Below are 21,972 nucleotides of genomic sequence, written 5' to 3' on the forward strand. Positions count from 1 at the left end.
TGAACGCGTCCCGTTTGCAACAGTTTTCATGTGTTTCGACAGGCAGGACGGGTCGCAGCGCTCCATATCGCCCGTTGTTCTCCTGGTGCAGGCATTCAGGATTGGCGAACCCCGGTCCTGCCTGGCTTGTCACCACACTCGATTACTGCGCAACCTTTCTACGTTCACCCTGTATTGAACGTTGATCTTCTCGCTCGCGTGTGCCGTTCTGGCCGGTTTCACGCTAACGAAGCCTTTTCGGTACAACCTGTCGTGAGCCGGGCGCCTTCGCATGAGTCAACACCGCTCGCGCGCCGTGAATCCGGTATTCGATCCCCGCAATCCGCTCTCCCCGGCCGACCGTGGCACAGCGCCCGGCATCGGACCGGGCGCAGTGAGAGCGCGGTTTGTCAGGCGACTTCGGACAATTCGGGCGCCTCCTCCTCCTGGTATTGCCTGACGCGCGCGCGGAACGTGTCCGAAAGCGGCACCGTCGATTCCGTCACGTAGTCGTAAGCGACGTGCGTCGACGCGCCTCGCGCGATCACGGCGTCGGCGTCGTCCGCGAGCGTGATCAGGTATTCGAGGTCGAAGCTCTTCGTGCCGAGGCGCGTGATTCGCGCGCTCAATTCGAGCGACTCCCCCCATTTCGCAGAACGGACGTATTCGCACGACGTCTTCAGCATGATCTGGGGAATGCCCTGATCGAGCGGCACCTCCAGCAGTTCATGCGCGTAAGCCATGTATGCATTCAGCATGTACACGTAATACATCGTCGCGCTGACGTGGCCGGCGGGATCCTGGTCGCGATACGTGACGTCGAATTTCTGTGTGAAGGCTCGGGTCATCTTGGCACCTGTGGGTTGAGGTTGCACCCGCCGGACTGCCCGGCGGATCGGGTCAAGCAAAGGTTGAATGCCCGATGGCATCCGCGCATCGCGCGAAAGCTTGCGGCGCGATGCGGGACGGGCCGGGGCATGCGTGTTACGACAGCACGCACTGGTCGAGGTAAGGTTTCCCGCCATGCGCGTGCACGATCGAGCCACCGCGCATCTCGACGATCGGCAACTCGGCGAGGGCATTGACGACGTGCGCCATCGTCGGCAGGTCCGACCAGCTCGCGACGTTGAAGCGCACGCGCGCATCTCCGACGTGCCGCCGGTCGACCGTGACGTACGGGTCGTGAAGCGGCGTCAGCGTGACCTGGCACAGCTCGGTCTCGCCCCAGTCGCCGGTGCGCGGCGTGTACTTCAGCATCAAGGTACCGTCGGACCGGGCCGGCGGCGTGTCGGCGACCGGCTCCCGCAATCCCGTCACGCCGAGCTCGAGAAAGCGAAAGCCCATCCAGCTCGCTTCGCAATGCTGTTCGCCGTTGAACTGCCGCGGCGCCGCGACGTCCGCATAGAGCTTCGGATGACCGATTTCGTCGCGGCCGGTGATGATCGGATCCGCGAGGTTTTCCCATACCGCCGCGAGAAACTTTCCGGCAGCGCGGTCGCGCGTCCCCGCAAAGATCGCGGGCCAGCTCACGTGAACCATCGTGTAGCCGCGTCCGGCGAGCCAGTCGATGCCGGTCAGGTAGTGGAACTCGACGGTCACGACGGGCTCGCCGTCGAGCGTGAAACGTTCCGGAAGATGCCGTTCCAGCCGGGCGGCGTCGGTGAGAAACGACGCGGATACCGTCATGCGCGTCGGATTGCGGTGCGGGTCGACTGCGAGCGCGTTCGGCACCTGCCGGGGGCCCGGTGCCGGTCCGAAGTGAGTGGGCATTCGATAGATGCGCCCCTTCTCGAACGTGTAAGCCAACGAACACCTCCTTCGTCTGTACGCGGGCCGGCCGTCGTGTGCGGCCGGCCCGCGCGTCGCGTTACCGATGGGATGCCAGACCCGCGCCGGCATAGATGATTTGCAGCTCCCCCTGGATCTCGCGCATGAGATTGCCCGAACTCGCGTTCTGCGGAAGGTTCTGCAGGCGGAACAGCACGAACGGCTCGGTGCCCGACGGGTTGCCGATGGCGTGATAACCCCAGGCGGGCACGAACACCGTGTCGCCCGGCTCGAGTCGCTCGCACGTCTGGTCTTCGCCGAACGCCATTTCTCCGGAGCCCGAATGAACGATGTACAGATGCCAGAATGAATGGCGATGCCGCTCCGTCATCTCGCCGGGCTTCAGTACCTGGATGACGAGCGACAGATCGGGGGCGACTGTCCCGTGCTCGTCGACTCTGCCGCCGGACAGCGCAAGCGTGCCCTGCGGGTTATGCGGGCGACTGCGCGTCATTGACTCGATCGACTGCCACTTCCAGACCACCGGGTCGGCCGGGGGTTTCGACGTCAGTTCGAGATATTCCGAAAACGAGAGAATGTCGCCTTCGATCGTCTGCATGGTTACTCCTTGTTGTACGCAGGGTGGGATGAACAGGTATCCGGATGGGCATCGCGGAACGCCGCGAGCTGCATGCATGCGTCATAAATGCGCGATACGGTCGGATACGGCGCGATATCGATGTTGACGTTGCGGGCCGAGACGATTTGCGGCACCAGTGCGAGGTCCGCGAGCGACGGGCGATCGCCGTGACAGAACCGGCCTGTCTCGGCGCTGCCGGCGAGCATCGTCTCGAGCGCGCCCAGGCTCGTGGTGATCCAGTGCTGCTTCCAGCGGAGCACCACGCCGTCGTCGCAGCCGGTCGCCTCTTTCAGGTACTGGGCGACACGCATGGCCGTGATCGGGTGAGTGTCCGCCGCGACCGTCTGGAACAGCGCGCGCACGCGCGCGCGTTCCTGCGTGCCGGCAGGCAGCAGCGGCGGGTCCGGATATTCGTCGTCGAGATACTCGACGATCGCCGACGACTGGGTCAGCACGCGGTCGCCGATCCGCAGCGCGGGCAGCAGGCCTTGCGGATTGATCGACAGATACGGGTCGGCGCGGTGGGCGCGCGCATCGAGATCCTGAACGACCGCCGTGTAGGCGACGCCCTTCAGATTGAGCGCGATACGCACCCGGAACGATGCCGACGAGCGGTGGAAATCGTGTAGGGTCAGCATGTTCAGTTACCCTCCAGCGCCGCTGTCAAGGCGGCTTCGGGTGCGGCTGCGAGCGAATCGCGCGCCGCGGTGGTGTCGTCGCCCGGCACGCCGATGCGGGCCGGGCCGGTGGCCTGTTCGGCCGCGATCATGTCGAGCAGTTCGAGCACGCAGCGCTCGGCGTCGCGCGTCTGTCGCGACGCGATGCCCGGACGCGGCAGCGCATGCGTGTAGAAGTGCGCGCCTTCGATGGGAAAGCCGATGGCCCAGAGGCGCGACTGCGCTTCGCCGTCGCGGCCGAGCGGATGCATACCCGTATCGACGTCGAGTCCGCCCGGGTGGTAGTCGCCGTTCCGGTACGGGCGGACGATGCCGCGGCCGAGCAGCGCGGTCGAGAGCGGCGAACCGTCGGTGGCCGGCGAATACGGATCGAGCCGTGCGACGACGAGCACGTCCGCGTAGCGGCGCTCCACCCGCTCGCCGTATTGCGCCTCGATGCGGAAATGCGCGCACGTCTCGTCGGCGACAAGCCGCGCGCCGGGGCCGCCGGCGATGTCGAGCAAGCCGGCGCGGTGCAGCGCGAGGTGCTCGCGATTGCGCCGCAGCGGCGGGCCGAACGACACGCGGTTGGTGATGGCGTTGAATTCGTCGACGAAGTAGCGATGCGAATCGGGCGTCAGCCCGCCGTATTCGACGGCCGCGCGCAACGCTTCGCGCGTATCGCGCAGCACGTCGGTCGCCGCCTTGACCGGGCTCGTCAGGTTGCCGAGCAGCGCGTGATGCAGGTCGTCGCGCATGAGCGCGAAAAAGAACGTACGGAACGCGTCGAAGGATTCGAACGTCCTGCCCTCGAGCGGCCACAGAATCTGGCCGATCGCGTGCAGCTCATCCGGGCGCGGCTCGAACCCGTCGGCATCGACGTTGCCGCCTTGCAGCACGAGCCGGTATGCGTAAGCCATTTCCTTGATAATCAGCGGCAGCACGTCAACGCGGAAATCGATCCGGCTGTTGCCCGTCGTGTCCAGCGCGGCCGCACGCAATGCCGCCACCGCGTCCGGCGTGAAAAAGCGCGGGCGGTGGCGCCCCGTCAGCCCCTTCTGGTTGATCCCGCGCGCGGCGAACGGCAGGCAGTTGCGGGAAAACAGCAGGATCTGCGGTTCTAGCCCGGACTTCTGGTATTCGAGTTCGCCGTCGCGTTCGACGTAGCGTCCGCCACGACCGATCGTCAGCGCGGACACGACATCGTGTGCGGTCAGGCCGAACCCCTGTATGGCGACGGTCGCGGTGGGGGCGATATCGTTCAGCGTCTCGATCGGGTATGGCGACGGCACGTATGCGAGCTGCGCGTTGTTGGCCTGATGCCGCTCCGCGAACTGCGCGAGTCGCTGGTCGCTCTCGGTGGGCCGGCGCGTGCCGTGGCCCGTCGTCAGGAACACGTAGTGCGCAAAGGCCGACGCGCCGTTGTCGACGTGCACTTCGTAGCCACGCTTGGTCGGCACGAGATCGACCACGCGGGCGCGGCGATGCGTCACCGCGACGCTGCGCGGCAGCGCTGCGACGATCCGTGCATAAACCCAGGACAGGTATTCGCCGAGCAGGCTGCGCGGCAGATGGTCGGCATCGTCGAGCGGGCGGCCCGCATCGACCGACGTCTTCCGGAACGCGCCGTCGACGTAGCGATATCCGCTGTCATGCGCCCATTCGACGAGCGACGGCGCGCCGTGCCGGCCCAGCTCGCTCGACGGCGCGAACATCGTCACTTGCGACGCGACGGTGTTGATCATCAAGTGATCCGGCTGGCGCGACGGATGAGCGCCCTGCCCGCATTCGCCTGCGTCGAACACCGTGATGTCAAGCGCGACGCCGGCCGGGATATTGCGCGCGTGCTCGACGAGGCGCTCGAGCACGGTGACGCCGCGCGGCCCCAAGCCAATGATCGCAATCGAAATCGTGTTCGTCATTGTGTTTCTCCCGTTTCGAGTTGAACGTCGGCCGATGCTGTCGCCGGGTTCGATGCCGCCACGCGCGACGCATCGGCGGCGAGGTGCGCGTCGCTCAAGGGCGGCGCGTGCAGCGCCACGATGTCCGGATGCCCGTTCCAGCGCGGAAAGCGCTGGCGCACCGCCGGATCGTGGCCGGGAATGATGTGGTCGGGGCCGTCCGCCAGCGCTTCGATCGCCGCATGCCCGTCGAGCATGCGCGCGACGTTGAAGACGATCGGGAACGGGCGCTTCGAGCGGATGTGGTCCCAGTAGTGCGCGGCGTCGCTGGCCAGCACGACATGGCCTCGAGCCGTGCGCACCCGCACCACCTGCAGGCCGGCCGTGTGGCCGCCGATCAGATGCGTGTGGATGCCGGATGCCACCGCGTGATCGCCGTCGGCGAATCGCACGCGGCCCGCGTGCAGCCGTTCGATCGCCGCGCACACGTCATGCGCCTCGAACGGCTTGCGAATCGCTTCGTGACACATGCAGCGCCCGGTGCAGTACGCCATCTCCGCATCCTGGATATGCAGCGTCGCACCGGGAAACGCGCGGATGTTCCCCGCGTGGTCATAGTGCATGTGCGTGATGATCACGTCGTCCACGTCTGCCGCATCGATGCCGAGCTCGCCCAGCAGCGCCACCGGCGAATGCAGATAGCGGCGCTTGCGCCGGGCGGCCGTCGGCGCGTCGAACCCTGTGTCGACCAGCACAGTGCGGCCCATGCCGCGAATCACCCACACATAGAAGTCGAGCGGCATGGAGATGTCGTCGTGCGGATCGTCGCCGAGATAGTTCTCGCCGCTGCGCCGATCGTCGTGCGTCGCGTAACGCAGCGCAAAGACTTCGTACTCAGCGCTTTCCTGATCGAGAAGGCCGCTCATTCCACTGCCTCCAGCAAATCGGGGCGCACAGCGTCGTGATGGGCCACGGCGATGGTCCGGCCCGATCCGCCAGCGCCATGCTCCATCGCCGCCAGTTCGTCCTGGAAGAAGAAGGTTTTTTCGCCGAATGCGGGGACGAGCTCGTCGAACCAGGTCGCTTTCGGATCGAACTTCGCATAGAACGGCCGGCGCACCCATTCGGGGTTACGGGCCTGCAGCAGTTGCAGCGCGAACACCTTCTCGCCGGCCAGCTCGACGATGCCGTCGACCATCACCTTGCCCGGGAACGCGCTCATCGATGGACCGCGCACGGTGCGGGCGAGGCCCGATACCGAGCGGTAGGCGGCCTGGAAAATCTCGTAGGCGCGTGCGAGCGGCAGCTTGAAATAGTCGCTCGGCCCGGTGTCGCGTTCGACGAACATGTAGTACGGGATCGCTCCGAGCCGCACGCCCGTCGTCCACAGCTCGGCCCAGGCGGCCGGGTCCTCGTTGATGTGCCGGATCAGCGGCGCTTGGATACGCACGCTCGCGCCGGTGCCGATGATGCGCCGCATGGCCCGCTGCGCGATCGGATGCTGCAGTTCGCGCGGATGGTTGTAATGGCCCATGATCGCGAGATTGCGCCCGGACGCCACCACCTTCTCGAACACGCGCAGCAGGTCGTCCGAGTCCTTGTCGCTCACGAAGCGCTGCGGCCAATAGGCGACCGACTTCGTGCCGATCCGGATGTTCTGCAGATGGTCGAACTCCGGCGCGAGCAGCGGCTCGAGGTATTCGCCGAGCGCGCGGGCGCTCATCACGAGCGGATCGCCGCCCGTCACGAGAATGTCGGTGACTTCCGGATGACGCCGCAGATAGGCGGTGAGCTCCTGCGACGAACGAGCGTCGAACTTGAGCTCGTCCATGCCGACGAACTGCGGCCAGCGGAAGCAGAACGTGCAATATGCGTGGCAGGATTGCCCGGCACTCGGAAAGAACAGCACCGTCTCGCGATACTTGTGCTGCAGACCGCTTAACGGCACGCCGTCGAGATAGGGCACGTTGTGGGTCAGCTGCCCGGCGGGGTGCGGGTTCATCCGCAGGCGGATCCGGCGGACGACGGCTTCGATGCGCGCTTCGTCGGCACCTTCCTGGATGAGATCGCGGATCGCCACATACTCGTCGTCCTTCAACATGTCGCGATGCGGGAACGTGAGCCGGTAGATCGGGTCGTCGGGAACCTTGTCCCAGTCGATCAGCTCGTTCAGCACATAGGGATTGACTCGAAACGGCAGCACGCGCGAAACGACGTCGACGGCTTCCTGAAGCTCGCCCGGCAACAGTTGCCATTGCGGCGATTGGGAAACAGTGTGCCTCGTATACGGCTTGAACTTCCACATCTGATCCTGACTCATGACGGCCCTCTCCAGCAGATTAGATTTATGAATGTGACGACATCTGATTCAACTTCCTGGTGATAAAGGTGATGCGTTAAGTACAGCGAAACGAATAATGCAAATCGAAATCGATGGAACGGCGTGTTGCATTGCCGTTCGCCGCCGGTGCTCAGGACACGGCGCTTACATCGAGCGGCGCGCTGGTCTTCGCCTTGATCTCGCCGGCGCTCACGCCGTCGGCGAGCTCGAGGACCTTCAGGCCGGCCGGCGTCACTTCGATCACGCCGAGATCGGTGATGATCAGATCGACCACGCCGACACCCGTCAGCGGCAGGTTGCATTCGTCGAGAATCTTGTGCTGGTCGCCCTTCGCGACGTGCTCCATCAGCACGACGACGCGCTTCACGCCGGCGACGAGGTCCATCGCGCCGCCCATCCCCTTGATCATCTTGCCGGGGATCATCCAGTTCGCGAGGTCGCCCTGCTTGCTGACCTGCATCGCACCGAGGATCGCGAGGTTGATGTGGCCGCCGCGGATCATTGCGAACGAGTCGGCCGACGAGAAGATCGACGAGCCCGGCAGCGTCGTGACGGTCTGCTTGCCGGCGTTGATGAGATCGGCGTCGACCTCGTCTTCGGTCGGCGACGGGCCGATGCCGAGCAGGCCGTTCTCCGACTGCAGCCACACCTCGACGCCTTCCGGCACGTGGTTCGCGACGAGCGTCGGCAGGCCGATGCCGAGGTTCACGTAGAAGCCGTCCTGCAGTTCCTTCGCCGCGCGCGCGGCCATCTGGTCACGATTCCAGGCCATGTCAGTCTCCTTTCGCGCGTACGACGCGTTGTTCGATGCGTTTTTCGGGCGTCGCGTTCAGCACGATGCGCTGCACGAAAATCCCCGGCGTATGGACCTGGTCCGGATCGAGTGCGCCGTTCTCGACGATCTCCTCGACTTCCACCACGGTGATCTTGCCGGCCATCGCGCACATCGGGTTGAAGTTGCGCGCGGTGCGGCGATAGATCAGGTTGCCGGACTTGTCGGCCTTCCAGGCCTTCACGAGCGCGACGTCGGCCGTCAGCGACGGCTCGAGCACGTAGTGGCGATCGCCGAACTGGCGCGTTTCCTTGCCTTCCGCAATCACGGTGCCGTAGCCGGTATTCGTGAAGAACGCGGGGATGCCCGCGCCGCCCGCGCGCAGCTTTTCGGCGAGCGTGCCTTGCGGCGTGAATTCGAGCTCGAGTTCGCCGGCCAGGTACTGGCGCTCGAACTCCTTGTTCTCGCCGACATACGACGAGATCATCTTCTTGATCTGGCGCGTTTCCAGCAGCAGGCCGAGACCGAAGCCGTCGACACCCGCGTTGTTGCTGATGCAGGTGATGCCCTTGACGCCCGAATCGCGCAACGCGCCGATCAGCGCCTCGGGAATCCCGCACAGGCCGAAGCCGCCGATCGCGAAGGTCTGGCCGTCGCGCACGATGTCCCGGAGCGCTGAAGCAGCGCTCGAATGAATTTTACTCATACGTAATCCTTATTGAGATTCGCGCCCTTCGGACGCGAATCGCCGGTGCAGGAAACCGATTCAGCGGGGGGATGTCGCGGGGTCAGACTTCGGCCACGCTTTCGGGAAGAGAATGATCTTCAGTTTCACTGTTGAACAGGAATCCTTCGTAATCGCGTTCGATGATGCCTTCGCATACGGCGATGTAGGAATCGAATCCCTCGAGATCGAGCAGGACGGCACGCGGCTTGCCGGGCACGTTTGCGCCGACGTACCAGGAGTTGCTCTGATGGATCAGCGTCTTCTCCGCGATCGCCTGGATGCGTGCCGTCCACGCTTCCTGCGCTGCGCGAGTCGGCTCGACGGTAGCCGCATCGTGATGCGCGGCGCGCTCGATCAGCTTCATCACGAGTTCGACCTGGTGCTCGTCGCACGGCACCGCGCTGCTCAGCGAGGCGGTGCTGCCGGGACCCGCGATGTTGAAGAGATTGGGGAACGCCGCGCTCATGAGCCCCAGATACGTCTGCGGGCCGTTCTTCCACGCTGTGCGCAGCGATTCGCCGTGACGCCCGCGAATGTCCACGTTCAGCAGCGCGCCCGTCACCGCATCGAAGCCGGTTGCGAATACGATCATGTCGAGTTCGATCTCGCGGCCGTCCGCGACGATGCCGTTGCGGGTGATCGACTCGATCGGCGTTTCCTTCAGGTCGATCAGCGACACGTTGTCGCGATTGAAGGTTTCGAAATAGCCGCTGTCGGCGCACAGGCGCTTCGTCAGGATCGGATGGCCGCTCGGCGTGAGCTTGTCGGCCAGCACGGGATCGTCGATCTTCTCCCGGATCTTCGCGCGGACGAACGCCGTGAGCGTGTCGTTCGCCTCCTTGTTCGTCAGCAGATCGTTGTACGACGTGTAGAAGCACAGCCCGCCGGCGGCCCAGCGCGCTTCGTATTCGCGCAGGCGTTCGTCCGGCGTGACGGACAGCGCGGAAATCCGCAGCGGTTGACGCGGTTCGCCGCCGACACAGACGAAGCCACCGGGCGATTGCCATTCCATGCGGCGCAGTTCCGCGTAGTTCGCCTTCATTTTCTGCTCGTATTCCGCGTCCATTGGATGGTTGCGCAGCGGGATGCTGTAGTTCGGCGTGCGCTGGAACACGGTGACGTGCGCGGCCGATTGCGCGGCAACCGGGATGAACTGAATCGCCGACGAGCCGGTGCCGATCACCCCGATGCGCTTGCCGGCAAGGTCGACCGTGCCGGTCGGCCAGCGCGACGTGAAGTAGGTTTCTCCGGCGAAGCTGCCGTATCCGGGGACGTCCGGCACCTTCGGTGCGGACAGGCAGCCGGTCGCCATCACGCAGTAGCGGGCGTGAAGTCGTTCGCCGGCGTGAGTGACGAGCGTCCAGCGGGCGTGCGATTCGTCGAACGTCACGGCATCGATCCGCGTGCCGAGCTGGATGTGTTCATAGAGCCCGAAGCGGTGCGCGACGTGATCGAAATAGCGCAGCAGTTCGGGCTGCGATGCATAGCGTTCCGTCCAGCGCCATTCCTGTTCGAGTTCGCGCGAGAACGAGTACGAATACTCGAAGCTCTCGATGTCGACGCGTGCGCCGGGATAGCGATTCCAGAACCAGGTACCGCCGATGCCGTCCGCCGCGTCGACGAGCCGTACGGACAGACCGGCTTCCTTGGCCCGATGCAGCATGTACAGGCCGGCTACGCCGGCGCCGACGATGACCATATCGAATGCGGCTTCCTCGTCTCTTGATACGATATTCACCATGTCAGTCCTTCAATATGAACGTGTTGCTGGATTGATCGGGTACTTCCGTTTCGATACAGGGAGAGCATGCGCCGGCCTGGAATCCGGCTGGCGCCCGGGCGGCATCGCGGCAGCGATGCGCGCGCCGGGAGAAGACACATCAGTCGTAGGCGCGCGAGCCGACGGACACGGTCGGCGCGGACCACTTTCGGCCATACGCCAGCATCATCACGAAGCTGAGGACGAAACTCAGGCCGCCGACCATCAGCAGGCCGAGTTCGCCGAGCACGGGCAACAGGTTGGTGAGAAAGCCCGTCACGACCCAGGCGATCGCCATCACGGAGCCGGCGACGCCGAGCGCCCAGCCCTGGCGGTCCTCGGTCACCGCGTCCGAATACGCGGTGTACATGGTGGTGTATGCAACCATGTCGAAGCAGCCGACCACCATGCCGAGCACCCAGAGCGTGTTTTCGTGCGGAAACAGCGCCGACAGCACTTGCCCGATGCCCGCGATCAGCAGGCCCGTCTTCGCGATGTCGACCACGTTCCAGATTTTCAGCATCAGCCGCACGATCACCATCAGCCCGAACACGAAGGACAGGCCGATCAGGCCGCTGAACAGGCCGAGCTGCGAGCTCGTGTACTGGAATTTCGTCTGCAGCACCAGCATGATCGTCTGCAGATACAGCCCGTAGCCGACCTGCATCAGGAAGAACACGATCGACAGGAACGCGATGCGGCGGTGCGTGCCGGCCTGGTAGATGATCCGCAGCGGCATCAGCAGGTCCACACGCGTGTTGCCGGTCGGCGCGACCGCGTTGCGATATGACCAGAACGTCCAGAGCCCGCAGACGACCGACAGCACGGCGACCAGCAGGAACGGCGTGCCGTAGTTGAAGAACGGTGCGATCGTGCGGTCCGACGTGACGCCGCCGAGTACGGGGCCGACGATGACGCCCGCGCTGAACGCGATCGACATGATGCTCATGTTGTACGCCTTGGTTTCCGGCGTGCTCATGTCCGTGATTGCGGCCTGCGCGATTCCTTGGCAACCGGCCATCAGGCCGCTCAGGCCGCGTCCGACCAGCAACAGCGCGATACTCGGCAGCAGCGCGCCGAGCGCCATCAGGAGGTAGCTGAGAGCAAGGCCGAAAACGCACAGCAGCATGATCTTTCGCCGGCCGTAGCCGTCGGACAGCTCACCCATCAGCGAGGAGCCGAAGAACATGCAGAACGGATAGACGCCGTACCCGAGCCCCAGGTAGAAATTGCGGAGTTGCGGACTCGTATCGGCCCCGATGATGCCGGATTGGGGATCGGAGAAGATCGCCGCCATGATCGGGTACACGAGCCCGAACCCCATCGCATCGATCGCAATGGCGAGCAGGCATGGACCCAGCAGTTTGATATTGAGTTTGGACATGTATGGCCTCGGTAGTAACGTGACAGCTACAGTAGTCGAAGGCCGGTTTTGCGAGTAGAGACGTATCTGCAATAGAAATTATCGTAGTTACTGATAACCGATGGCTTCCTTTCGGAAATGTAAGAAATGGCTGATGGTGGCGGGTTTGCGGCCCGGCCGGGCGTTGGTACACGGACGGAAATTTAATAGGACGACGTAATAGACGGACAGATCGACGAAGACTTTCCTGGGCTCTGTCGCAATAGGGACGGTCGGCGATGCGGGGTGCCGGGAAGCTTATTGACGACTACGCGACGGTGCCTGCCGTCCTGACGCCGTTCGAATCCGCGTCCTACTCCGTAGGTGCCATTAAGCCGCCCCATCCCTGGCGCCATTACGCCGCCCATCGACACGCCGAGTCGGCAATGCGGCGAGCCCGCGTACCGCCGCCGCGTTGTCGGCGCCATCCTCGCCGGAGCCGGTGATCTCGTCCAGCGCCCGGTTGTTGGTGTACGGCCCGAACACACCGATCGACACCATCACGATCAGCATGCTGCCGCCGATCAGCACGAACACCGCGGACACCCCGGCGCGTTCGAGCAGCAGTGCAACGACGAAACTGCTCGCGATTCCCGTCAGGCGGCCGATCGAATGCACGAAGCCGAGCGCGCGCCCGCGGATTTCGGTCGGAAACACTTCCGACTGGTACGCGGTGCCGTTGCTCGCGAGCACCGTGTTGGACAGCGTGACGAGCAGGCCGAACGCGATCACGAACGGCGCCTGCGCTGACATCGCGAACGCGGTGCCGAACAGCGCGACGCCGAACGCCGACGCGACGATCAGCCACTTGCGCTCGATCCGGTCGGCAAGCAGGCCGGCGACGAACGGCGACACCGGATACGCGAACGCGATCACGAACGCATACCAGAGGCTCTTCGTGACGGTCGCGCCCTGCGCGGCGAGCAGCGTCGGCAGCCACTGGCTGAAACCGAAGAAGCCGATGCTCAGGAATGCATTGAACACGATCAGCATCGCCGTGCGGCCGCGATGCCGCGCATCCCACATCGACGGCGCGCGCCGCGTGGCCGGCGTTGCGACTGAGGCTGGCATCCGGACCGCGGGCAGCGGCCGGCCGGACTCCCGCTCGACCGCCTGCTCGAGCCGCTGCAGCACGGCTTCGGCCTCGGCCTCGCGGCCGGTGCGGGCGAGCCAGCGCGGCGACTCCGGCAGCCGCGACTGCAGCCACCAGACGACGACCGCGCCGCTGCCGCCGAGCAGCACGACCCAGCGCCACCCGGACATGCCCAGCGGATCGTGCGGCACCCACAGCCACGACACCAGCGCGAGCACGGGCATCGCGAGATAGCCGACCGCGAAGCACAGCGCGAACGCGCGACCGCGCACCGCTTTCGGCACCAGCTCGGTCAGGAACGCGCCGATCGTGATCAGCTCCGCGCCGATGCCGCAGCCCGCGATGAAGCGGCACACGAGAATGCCGAGCGCATGCGTCTGCACGCACATCGCAAGGCTCCCCGCCGTGTAGAGCAGCAGCGCGCCGGTGAACAGCACGCGCCGCCCGAAGCTGTCCGCGAGCCGCGACACGAACATCTCGCCGACAAACAGCCCGGCGAACGTCGCCGCGCCGAGCGCGCCCTGGTCCGACATGCCGAGCACGCCGTGCGAGCCCGCGTGAAAGATGCCGTCGCGAATCAGCCCCGGCGGCAGGTAGGTCATCTGGAACAGGTCGTAGACCTCAAAAAACCCGCCGACGCTCAGGAACAGCACGAGCGTCCAGATGCTGGCCGTCGCGGGCAGGCGGTCGATGCGCGCGGCAATCGACGCCGCATGGGAATGGGACATGGCGACTCCTCGATGATCCGCCCGCGCGGCGTGCGCGAAGCGGCGGACAAGGCGCCGGCGCGGCGTGCGCGCGACGCCGGCGTTCAGACGGTAGCGACCGGATTGACCGGCGACCCGACGAGCCCGCGCAGGTGCAGCGGCGGCGCGGTCAGCAGGAAGCGGTTGCGCCGGTGCGCGCGCAGCCAGTCGGCGAGCGGCGTCAGGTGCCACAGCTCGCCGAGATGAATGCCGAGCTTGAACAGGCACAGCTCGTGCAGCGGCATCAGCGCGCCGAGCCGCTCGCGCGCCGACGGATGGCGCGGGCGCTCCTCCACCGCGTGGTTGTCCGCCGCGAGCGCGGCGAGCCCCGATGCGTCGATCCATTCGAGCAGGCGCGGGTCGTTGCCGTCGAGCACGCAGCACACGTCCGGTGCGCCGGGCTCGCCGCGCGCGTCGGCGTCGAGCAGGCGATCGGCGAAGCCCGTATGCACGCACACGATGTCGCCGCGCTCGACGACCACGTCGTCCTCGCGCAGCACCGCCATCCATTCCGCGTAGCCGATCTTGCGCCGCTCGTCGCCGAAGTGGCGGCGCAGGTCGACCAGCACGCCGCGCCCCTGCACGCCGGTTTGCGCCATCACCTCGATGCCGAGCGCGCGCGCACCGCCGCGCCGCGCGCCCGCTTCGGGCACCTGGATGTGCTCGTCCATCCGGTAGCCGTTGTAGAACACGCGGGATCGCTCGCCGTCGCCCGCCGGATCGAACAGCGAGCCGACGTGCGACAGCGCATCCCATTGCGTCGAGAACTGCGAGTGCATGCAGAACGAATCGTCGCAGACCACGTCGGTTGCGTTCGCAACCTGTTCGTCCGCCCGATAGCCGAAGTACGGCTTGTCGCCGAGCAGCGCCGGCATGATCGCCGGTGGCCGGCGCCGCGCGTTCAACCCGCCGCCGCGCGGCACGTCGAGCGGCAGGCTCAACGAAAACACGCGACCTTCGCGCACCTCCGCGACGCCGCACAGCACCGCGTCGGCCGTCAGCCAGTTCAAGCGCCCTTTCTGATCGTCCGGGCCGAAATCCCCCCAGTTCGAGCCGGGCGGCCGATGGGTCCAGCGTGGCTTCATGGTGTCTCCTCCATGCAATGTCCAGGGTGCGGCGGCCGTCCTTCGCGGCCGCGTCGCACGTCGCGCCTAGCGCGTGCGGATCACGCCCAGCCCGGCGAGCCGCTCGTATTCGCGTTCGCCGAGCAGCGGCAGCAGGATCTCGCGATTGTTCTCGCCGAGCGCGGGCGCCGGCCGGCGGAACGTGCCGGGCGTGGCCGACAGGCGCGGCGTGATGTTGTGCATCGGCAGGCTGCCGACGTCGTCGTCCGGCAGCTCGACGAGCGCCTCGCGCTCGATCACGTAGTGATCCTGAACGATCTGCGCGATATCCTGGATCGGCCCGACCGTCACGCCCGCTTCCTCGAAGAATGCGAGATTGGCGTCGAGATCGCGCGCGGCGATGAATTCGCCGACGATCGCATCGAGCGCTTCCGCGTGCTGCACGCGCTGCACGTTGGTCGCGTAGCGCGGATCGTCGATCAGCTCCGCGCGGCCGATCGCGCGGAACAGCCGCTCGGCCATCGCCTGCGTCGAGCTCGACAGGCACAGCCACTTGCCGTCGCGGGTGCGATACGCGTTGCGCGGCGCGGTGTTCGACGAGCGGCTGCCGGTGCGTGCCTTGATCTCGCCGGTCATGACATAGTTCGCGGCGGCCGGCCCGAGAATCGACAGCAGCGGCTCGAACAGCGACACGTCGATCACCTGCCCCGCCGCGCCGTGCGCGTCGCGCGCATGCAGCGCGACCAGCACGGCGATCGCGCCGGACAGCCCGGCCGTCATGTCGCCGAGGAACATCGGCGGCAGCACCGGCTCGCGATCGGCGAAGCCGTTGATCGCCGCGAACCCCGCGTACCCTTCCGCGAGCGTGCCGAAGCCCGGCTTGTGGCGGTACGGCCCCGTCTGCCCCCAGCCGGAGATCCGCGCGATCACCAGTTCCGGCCGGATCGCGAGCAGGTCGTCCGGGCCGAGCCCCATCTTCTCGGCGACACCGGGCTTGAAGCTCTCGACGAACACGTCCGCGTCGCGCACCAGCCGGCGGACGATGTCGATCCCCTCGGGCGCGCGCAGGTCGACGCACACGCTGCGCTTGTTGCGCCCGTACACCTTCCAGTTCGTGCTGATCCCGCCCGCGCCGACCGCACGCAGCGTATCGCCGCGCTCGCTCTCGACCTTCACGACGTCCGCGCCGAAATCGGCGAGCTGCACGCTCAGCATGTTGCCCGCCATCAGGCGCGACAGGTCGACGACGCGCACGCCCGCGAGCGGCCCCTGCGCGCCGGCGTCGAACGGTTTCGGATGGATCGGGCCGGTGGACGCGCGACGGTGCGCGCCGGCCGCGTGAGCGGCCTGCGGATCGGGAACGAACATGCTTGTCTCCTGGTTGGTGTGTGTCGTTCGATGCGGAATGCCGGTCCGGCGCGCGCTCGGCTGCGCGCCGACGCTACTCGAGCAGCACGCCGAGCTGGTCGGCCGCGCGGAACGCCGCGCCCGCGGCGGGCAGATCGCCGCCCAGCGCATGCGTCAGCTCGGCGGCGGCCGCCTGCACGCGCGGCAGGTAGTCGGCCAGCACTTTCTTGTTGAAGCGATAGCGCGGCACGCCGAGCGAGATCGCGCCGCTCAGCACACGGCCGACGCCGAACGCCGGGCACGCGATCGCCGCGCTTTCCGGGTCGCGCTCGGCGATCGACACCGCGTAGCCCTGCTCGGCCGTCTTCTCGTAGTCGCCGCCGCGCGTGCCGCTGAACGCGAGCAGTACGCGCCCGGCCGCGCCGACGTCGAGCGGGAAGCGGTCGCCCTCGCGCAGATGCGTGCGCACCGAGCGCTGCGCCTGGATGCGGAACAGGCACACGCGCTGGTCGCCTTCGCGCACGTAGAACGCGGCCGTCTCGCCGGTTTCCGCCGACAGCTTCGACAGGATCGGCATCACGTACTCGCGCAGCTGGAACGACTCGCGATACATCATCCCGAGCTGGAACACGGCGGGCCCCAGCACGTAGCGCCCGTCCGGCAGGCGCTTGATGAAGCGGAACTGCTCGAGCGACTCGAACATCCGCAACAGCGTGCTCATGTTGAGCCCCGTCTCCTCGCTGACCTGCGCGAGCATCAGCCCGCCGGGCGCGTTGCCGAACGCCAGCAGCGCGGTCAGCGCGCGGTTGACCGCGGCCACGCCGCCCTCTGCCGGATTGCTTGTCTCCACCTTGCTCATGTCCACCTCGTGCGATGCCGGGCATCCGTGCCGAGCCGCGTTGGCCGACACCATAAAAATGAAAGTCACTTTCATTATACGCAGATCATCGATGACATCAACATGAATCCGCACGGCTTCGGTCGCTCATCTTCTTGCAACAGCCTTTGAAACTAGGCGTTAACGATAATCTTGACGAATGCCCTCATCCATCACAAAAATGAAAGTGACTTTCATTTTTAGAGATCGACGATGAACTCATCGCCTCAACCCGTCTGGCGCTCGCTGCTGTACGTCCCCGCCCACGTCCCCCGTTTCGTCGCATCGGCCGCCGCGAGCGACGCCGACGCGCTGATCCTCGATCTCGAGGACAGCGTCCCGCCCGCATGCAAGGAGGCTGCCCGCGACGGGCTGGCCGACGCCGTGCCGGCGCTGCGCGCGCCCGGCCGCGACATGCTGGTGCGCGCCAACGGCCCGCTCGACCTGCTGGTGCCCGACCTGCGCGCGGCCGTCCGGGCCGGCGTGGACGGCGTCGTGCTGCCGAAGGTGCGCGGCGGCTCTCACGTCGAGGCGATCGACGAGCTGCTGGCTGCGCTCGAGGAGGAAGCCGGCGCGCCGCCCGGCGGCACGCGGATCGTCGCAATCGTCGAAACGCCGCGCGCGTTCCAGGCGATGGACCGGATCGCGCGGGCATCGTCGCGCGTCGTCGCGATGATGCTGGGCGGCGGCGACTTCGCGCTGAACTGCGAAAGCGGCGCGAGCGCCGACGTGCTGCGCGTGCCGAAGCAGCTGCTGATCATCGCCGCGCGTGCCGCCGGCATCCTGCCGCTCGGTCTCATCGGCGGGCTCGATGAGCTGCGCGATCTCGACGCGTTCGAGCACCTCGCGCGCGCGTCCGCGGAGCTCGGCTATGCGGGCGCGACCTGCATCCATCCGCGGCAGGTCGGCGTGCTCAACCGCGCGTTCCGGCCGGACGACGACGCGGTGCGCGACGCGAACGCGGTGCTGGCCGCCTACGACGACGCGCGCGCGAACGGGCGCGGCGCGCTGCGCGTCGACGGCAGGATGGTCGACGCGCCCGGCGTCGCACGCGCGAAGCGCGTGCTCGCGCGTCACGCGGCCGTGCAGGCGCGTGCCGACGGCACACCCCGGTGATGCGCGCGCCGCCCTTCATCGTCGTGTTTCGTACCCGCGCACGCGCACGTCGCGCGGTGCGCGCGTGCGTCCCGCCACGACGCCGCCCGTTCGCCGCCCGGCCCGGATAGCGTCGCCCCGCAGCACCGCCGCGCCGCTCGACCGGCGTGGCGCCGCATTCAAATAAATAACAAACCCTGGAAGGAGACAAGCCATGGGCAAGCGAATGTCCGCACTGTGCGGACTGGGCCTCATATCGGCCGGCGCCTGCGCGCAGAGCACGATCACGCTGTATGGCGTGGCCGACATCTATACGGAATTCCTCACCCACCAGGCCGCGCCCGGCGACAAGTCGTCGGCATCGCTCGTGCGGATGGCGTCGGGCGGCAAGAGCGGCTCGCGCTGGGGCCTGAAGGGCGTCGAGGAACTCGGCGGCGGCTGGCAGGCCGCGTTCCGGCTCGAAAGCGGCATCAACCTGAACAACGGTACCGGCACCGGCGCGGGCGGCTTCGACCGCTCCGCGTGGGTCGGGCTGCAGCACGAGCGCTGGGGCGCGCTGCGGCTCGGCCACCAGTACTCGACGCTGTTCGACGTGATGGAACGCTATTCGCCGACGGGTGCGTACTCGACGCTGTACGAGCCGGCCGGCGCGATTGTCGGCGTCAACTTCCGCGAGAACAACGTCGCCAAGTACCTGGCGAAGATCGGCTCGCTGACGCTCGAAACGCACTATTCGTTCGGCGGCACGCCCGGCGCGTTCCAGTCGAACGCCGCCTACGGCGCCGGCTTCGACTATGCCGGCGGCGCATTCTCGGTCGCCGCCGCGTTCGACAACGTCAACACGCCGCAGCCGGGCGGCTTCGCGCATTTCCGCCGCTACGCCGCCGCCGCGATCGTGTCCGTCGACCGCGCGCAGCTGCTGGCCGGCGTCACGCACGGCCAGAGCGGTGTTGCCGCACCGTCGGTCGTGACGAACTACACGTTCTGGTGGGCCGGCGTGCGCTACGCGATCACCCCTTTCCTGCAAGCGATCGGCGCGTTCTATTACGAGGACATCCGCGCACAGAATCCGCCGAACGCGCAGACGCCCGCGCCGCACCCGGCCAACCCGCAGCAGGTCACGCTGCAGCTGAACTACTTCCTGTCGAAAGCCGTCACGCTGTACCTGGCGGGAGGCTACGCGCGCCGCGCGGCGCTCGATTTCGACAATTACAACTACAACTTCCTCCACTACTCGCTGGCCGCCGACCGCGCCGGCAGCGCGGGCGCAGCACTCGGCCTGCGCAAGCTGTTCTGAATTCGCCTCTCCCCCCAGTTTCAGGAACCTTCGGAGTCCTCTCACCATGCACCGACGCCACTTCCTTTCCACGCTGACCGGCGCGGCACTCGCGCTGCCGCTCGCCCATGCCCGCGCCGGCGCGCTGCCGGCCGCCGGCGTCATCACCGGCCGCCCGGATCTCGCGCAACAGCTCGCCGACTACGCGGCCGGGCTGCAGTATCGCGACCTCGACGCCGCAACGATCGAGACGATCAAGGCGCATCTGATCGATGCGCTCGGCTGCGCGATCGCCGCACACGACGAACGCCCGGTGCGGATCGCGCGCGACGCGGCGCTCGCGTCGCCGGGCGGTGTGTCGACGATCGTCGGCACGAACCGGCGCACGAGCCCCGATCTCGCCGCGTTCGCGACCGGCACCGCGCTGCGCTACTACGATTTCAACGACGCGTACGCCAGCAAGGAGACCGGCCATCCGAGCGACAACATGTCCGCGTGCCTCGCCGTCGCCGAAGCGCAGCATGCGAACGGCCGCGACCTGATCCTGTCGATCGCGATCGCGTACGAGATCGCGTGCCGGCTGATGGACGCCGCCGCGATCAGCCCGCGCGGCTGGGACCACACGTGCTACAGCCTGCCCGCCGTCGCGCTCGCCGCGGGCAAGCTGATGCGCATGCCCGCGCCGCAGCTGGTGCAGGCGGTGAACCTGTCGATCAACAGCCATCTCGCTCTGAACCAGACGCGCGTCCAGCAGCTGTCGAACTGGAAGGCGCTCGCCGATGCGGACGCGGCGCGCAACGCGGTGTTCTCGACGCAGCTCGCGCGCGCCGGGCTGACCGGCCCGTCACCGATCTTCGAAGGCATGGCGGGGTTCTTTCCGCAGGTATCCGGGCCGTTCGCCGTCGACACGCGCGAATTCGGCGGGCGCGGCGGCGCGTTCCGGATCGGCAAGTGCTTCGTGAAGTTCTATCCCGCGCAAGGGCTCACGCAAACCGCGATTCCGGCCGCGCTCGACGTCGCCGCGCAGGTCGGCGACCTGCGCCGTATTCGGCGCATCGAGATCCACACGACCGAAGTCGGTTACGTGACGGCCGGCCGCGACCGCGAAAAATGGGCGCCGTCGACCCACGAGACCGCCGATCACAGCCTGCCGTACATCGTCGCGCGCGCGATGCTCGACGGCGACATCACGACCGAGAGCTACCGGCACGATGCGCTGCGCGATCCGGCGCTGCGCGCGCTGATCGAGCGGATCACGGTGCACGAAGACCCGGCGCTGACCGCCCGCTATCCGGCGCAGGCGCCGAACCGGGTGACGGCCGTGTGCGACGACGGCACGACCTGCGCGAAGCAGGTGGACGACCTGCCCGGCTCGCCGACGCGGCCGATGCGGCGCGACGACTACGACGCGAAGTTCACGAAGAACTGCCGGCGGCACTGGAGCCCGACGCAGATCCGCACTGCGCTCGATTACCTGTGGCGGCTCGACGAGCAGCCCGACGCCGCCGCGCTGCCGCCGCTGCTCGTCGTCGGCCGGCCCGCGTGAACGGCCCCTTAAGCCTCCGCCGCGACGCCGTGCCGTTCGAGCGCCTCCGCGACCTCGACGATGCGGCCGCGCAGCCACGCGTGCGCGTTGCTGCCGTCGTAGCGGCGGTGCCAGTACAGCGACCACGCGACGGGCTCCATCGCGAGCGGCAGCTCGCGGATCACGAGCCGCGCATCGTCGAGGCTCACCGCATGCCGCTCCGACATGATCACCGCGTACGGCAGTGCATCCAGCATGTTCGGCACGACGAGCCAGTGCGGCACGTTGAGCGCGATGCGCCGCGTGCAGTTCATGTTCGCGAGCAGGTTGTCGACCAGGCTGTGGTCGACCGGGTTGATCGTCACGTTGAGGAAGTCGAGCGCGAGGAACCGTTCGAGCGTCAGCGGCCTGCCCGCGTCCGGATGGCTGCGGCTCATCACGCAGACCATCCGGTCATGAAACACGATTTGCGACGACAGCGTGCCCGAATGTTCGAGGCCTGCGCTGACCGCCAGGTCGAGCAGCCCCGATTCGAGCGCGTCGGCGGTCTTGGCGGCGCTCATGTGCACGACGTCCATGCCGATATTCGGGCTGGTCAGGCGCATGCAGCGCAGCAGGGACGGCAGCAAAAGCAATTCGGTGAGATCCGACATGCGCACCGTAAAATGGCGCTCGGACGTAAAAGGATTGAATTGATAATCCGATTCAAATAATTCCTCGATTTGTTGCATGATTTGTCGAATCGGCATGGCCAGCGCCTGCGCGCGCGGCGTCAATTCCATGCCGACCGCAGTGCGCGCCAGGATCTCGTCCTTGAACACGAACCGCAGCCGCGCCAGCGCGTTGCTGACGGCCGGCTGCGTGAGGCCGACCTTCTGGCCGGCCCGCGTGACCTGTTTCTCCGTCAATAGCGCATCGAGTATGACCAGCAAGTTCAAATCGATCGAACGTAGATTCATGTTTGCGACCATCCACTAAACAGGTTAATCACCGCCTCCGATTACG

At 66.8% G+C, this 21,972-nt stretch carries 19 protein-coding genes; 3 read left to right on the plus strand and 16 right to left on the minus strand.

Annotated features, from left to right (window positions below; genetic code table 11):
• Positions 1-389 precede the first annotated feature (389 nt).
• The 15 genes from OEJ37_RS00085 to OEJ37_RS00155 all read right to left on the minus strand — a co-directional run bounded on the left by OEJ37_RS00085 (position 390) and on the right by OEJ37_RS00155 (position 17,053).
• Entirely contained in the window at positions 390-827 is a 438-nt protein-coding gene (locus tag OEJ37_RS00085; RefSeq protein ID WP_175945787.1) for an acyl-CoA thioesterase, read from the minus strand.
• Positions 828-963: 136 nt separating this feature from the next.
• A complete protein-coding gene (locus tag OEJ37_RS00090; protein WP_175945789.1) occupies positions 964-1,785 on the minus strand; it encodes an acetoacetate decarboxylase family protein in 822 nt (273 codons plus the stop codon).
• A 61-nt stretch (positions 1,786-1,846) separates the two neighbouring features.
• Positions 1,847-2,365, minus strand: coding sequence for a cupin domain-containing protein (locus OEJ37_RS00095; protein ID WP_175945791.1), 519 nt, complete (start codon positions 2,363-2,365; stop codon positions 1,847-1,849).
• Between the two features lie 2 nt (positions 2,366-2,367).
• A complete protein-coding gene (gene maiA / locus OEJ37_RS00100) occupies positions 2,368-3,021 on the minus strand; it encodes a maleylacetoacetate isomerase (RefSeq protein WP_411859223.1) in 654 nt (217 codons plus the stop codon).
• A 5-nt stretch (positions 3,022-3,026) separates the two neighbouring features.
• Positions 3,027-4,964: an FAD/NAD(P)-binding protein gene (locus OEJ37_RS00105; RefSeq protein WP_263342758.1), complete on the minus strand. Its 1,938-nt coding sequence runs from the start codon at positions 4,962-4,964 to the stop codon at positions 3,027-3,029.
• Complete coding sequence (locus OEJ37_RS00110) at positions 4,961-5,869, minus strand: N-acyl homoserine lactonase family protein (RefSeq protein WP_175945804.1); 909 nt, start codon at positions 5,867-5,869, stop codon at positions 4,961-4,963. The genes OEJ37_RS00105 and OEJ37_RS00110 overlap by 4 nt, the downstream gene beginning before the upstream one ends.
• Positions 5,866-7,263 (minus strand): KamA family radical SAM protein, encoded by a 1,398-nt coding sequence (locus OEJ37_RS00115; protein WP_263342759.1) that lies wholly within the window; start codon positions 7,261-7,263, stop codon positions 5,866-5,868. The genes OEJ37_RS00110 and OEJ37_RS00115 overlap by 4 nt, the downstream gene beginning before the upstream one ends.
• Positions 7,264-7,414: 151 nt before the next feature.
• Positions 7,415-8,056 carry a CoA transferase subunit B gene (locus OEJ37_RS00120; RefSeq protein WP_174379066.1) on the minus strand — a complete coding sequence of 214 codons (642 nt, stop codon included), beginning with the start codon at positions 8,054-8,056 and terminating at the stop codon, positions 7,415-7,417.
• 1 nt (position 8,057) lies between these two features.
• Entirely contained in the window at positions 8,058-8,762 is a 705-nt protein-coding gene (locus OEJ37_RS00125) for a CoA transferase subunit A (protein WP_263342763.1), read from the minus strand.
• 82 nt (positions 8,763-8,844) lie between these two features.
• Positions 8,845-10,524, minus strand: coding sequence for a flavin-containing monooxygenase (locus OEJ37_RS00130; protein WP_263342764.1), 1,680 nt, complete (start codon positions 10,522-10,524; stop codon positions 8,845-8,847).
• Between the two features lie 139 nt (positions 10,525-10,663).
• A complete protein-coding gene (locus OEJ37_RS00135) occupies positions 10,664-11,926 on the minus strand; it encodes an MFS transporter (protein WP_175945813.1) in 1,263 nt (420 codons plus the stop codon).
• A gap of 348 nt (positions 11,927-12,274) precedes the next feature.
• Positions 12,275-13,765, minus strand: a complete 1,491-nt coding sequence (locus OEJ37_RS00140) for an MFS transporter (protein ID WP_263342767.1) — start codon at positions 13,763-13,765, stop codon at positions 12,275-12,277.
• A gap of 83 nt (positions 13,766-13,848) precedes the next feature.
• Complete coding sequence (locus tag OEJ37_RS00145; RefSeq protein WP_263342768.1) at positions 13,849-14,868, minus strand: cyclase family protein; 1,020 nt, start codon at positions 14,866-14,868, stop codon at positions 13,849-13,851.
• A 66-nt stretch (positions 14,869-14,934) separates the two neighbouring features.
• A complete protein-coding gene (locus OEJ37_RS00150) occupies positions 14,935-16,215 on the minus strand; it encodes a CaiB/BaiF CoA transferase family protein (protein WP_263342770.1) in 1,281 nt (426 codons plus the stop codon).
• Positions 16,216-16,288: 73 nt separating this feature from the next.
• Positions 16,289-17,053, minus strand: a complete 765-nt coding sequence (locus tag OEJ37_RS00155; protein WP_175945828.1) for an IclR family transcriptional regulator — start codon at positions 17,051-17,053, stop codon at positions 16,289-16,291.
• 231 nt (positions 17,054-17,284) lie between these two features.
• Here OEJ37_RS00155 and OEJ37_RS00160 point away from each other — a divergent pair, with 231 nt between their 5' ends.
• The 3 genes from OEJ37_RS00160 (at position 17,285) to OEJ37_RS00170 (ending at position 20,988) form a co-directional block, all read left to right on the plus strand.
• Positions 17,285-18,187 carry an HpcH/HpaI aldolase/citrate lyase family protein gene (locus OEJ37_RS00160; RefSeq protein WP_263342771.1) on the plus strand — a complete coding sequence of 301 codons (903 nt, stop codon included), beginning with the start codon at positions 17,285-17,287 and terminating at the stop codon, positions 18,185-18,187.
• A gap of 193 nt (positions 18,188-18,380) precedes the next feature.
• Positions 18,381-19,463, plus strand: coding sequence for a porin (locus OEJ37_RS00165; protein ID WP_263342772.1), 1,083 nt, complete (start codon positions 18,381-18,383; stop codon positions 19,461-19,463).
• A 46-nt stretch (positions 19,464-19,509) separates the two neighbouring features.
• Positions 19,510-20,988, plus strand: a complete 1,479-nt coding sequence (locus tag OEJ37_RS00170) for an MmgE/PrpD family protein (RefSeq protein ID WP_263342773.1) — start codon at positions 19,510-19,512, stop codon at positions 20,986-20,988.
• An 8-nt stretch (positions 20,989-20,996) separates the two neighbouring features.
• Here the strand turns inward: OEJ37_RS00170 and OEJ37_RS00175 are convergent, their stop codons facing one another.
• On the minus strand, positions 20,997-21,926 hold the full coding sequence (locus OEJ37_RS00175; RefSeq protein ID WP_175945835.1) for a LysR family transcriptional regulator: 930 nt from the start codon (positions 21,924-21,926) through the stop codon (positions 20,997-20,999).
• Positions 21,927-21,972 lie beyond the last annotated feature (46 nt).

The organism is Burkholderia sp. BKH01 (assembly GCF_025685725.1).
Taxonomy (GTDB): domain Bacteria; phylum Pseudomonadota; class Gammaproteobacteria; order Burkholderiales; family Burkholderiaceae; genus Burkholderia; species Burkholderia pyrrocinia_C.

Bases quoted from the DNA above. Each gene is read 5' to 3' on its own strand.
- OEJ37_RS00085 (WP_175945787.1), bottom strand. From the start codon at position 827: ATGACCCGAGCCTTCACACAGAAATTCGACGTCACGTATCGCGACCAG.
- OEJ37_RS00095 (WP_175945791.1), bottom strand. From the start codon at position 2,365: ATGCAGACGATCGAAGGCGACATTCTCTCGTTTTCGGAATATCTCGAA.
- OEJ37_RS00105 (WP_263342758.1), bottom strand. From the start codon at position 4,964: ATGACGAACACGATTTCGATTGCGATCATTGGCTTGGGGCCGCGCGGC.
- OEJ37_RS00110 (WP_175945804.1), bottom strand. From the start codon at position 5,869: ATGAGCGGCCTTCTCGATCAGGAAAGCGCTGAGTACGAAGTCTTTGCG.
- OEJ37_RS00115 (WP_263342759.1), bottom strand. From the start codon at position 7,263: ATGAGTCAGGATCAGATGTGGAAGTTCAAGCCGTATACGAGGCACACT.
- OEJ37_RS00120 (WP_174379066.1), bottom strand. From the start codon at position 8,056: ATGGCCTGGAATCGTGACCAGATGGCCGCGCGCGCGGCGAAGGAACTG.
- OEJ37_RS00125 (WP_263342763.1), bottom strand. From the start codon at position 8,762: ATGAGTAAAATTCATTCGAGCGCTGCTTCAGCGCTCCGGGACATCGTG.
- OEJ37_RS00130 (WP_263342764.1), bottom strand. From the start codon at position 10,524: ATGGTGAATATCGTATCAAGAGACGAGGAAGCCGCATTCGATATGGTC.
- OEJ37_RS00135 (WP_175945813.1), bottom strand. From the start codon at position 11,926: ATGTCCAAACTCAATATCAAACTGCTGGGTCCATGCCTGCTCGCCATT.
- OEJ37_RS00140 (WP_263342767.1), bottom strand. From the start codon at position 13,765: ATGTCCCATTCCCATGCGGCGTCGATTGCCGCGCGCATCGACCGCCTG.
- OEJ37_RS00145 (WP_263342768.1), bottom strand. From the start codon at position 14,868: ATGAAGCCACGCTGGACCCATCGGCCGCCCGGCTCGAACTGGGGGGAT.
- OEJ37_RS00150 (WP_263342770.1), bottom strand. From the start codon at position 16,215: ATGTTCGTTCCCGATCCGCAGGCCGCTCACGCGGCCGGCGCGCACCGT.
- OEJ37_RS00155 (WP_175945828.1), bottom strand. From the start codon at position 17,053: ATGAGCAAGGTGGAGACAAGCAATCCGGCAGAGGGCGGCGTGGCCGCG.
- OEJ37_RS00160 (WP_263342771.1), top strand. From the start codon at position 17,285: ATGAACTCATCGCCTCAACCCGTCTGGCGCTCGCTGCTGTACGTCCCC.
- OEJ37_RS00165 (WP_263342772.1), top strand. From the start codon at position 18,381: ATGGGCAAGCGAATGTCCGCACTGTGCGGACTGGGCCTCATATCGGCC.
- OEJ37_RS00170 (WP_263342773.1), top strand. From the start codon at position 19,510: ATGCACCGACGCCACTTCCTTTCCACGCTGACCGGCGCGGCACTCGCG.
- OEJ37_RS00175 (WP_175945835.1), bottom strand. From the start codon at position 21,926: ATGAATCTACGTTCGATCGATTTGAACTTGCTGGTCATACTCGATGCG.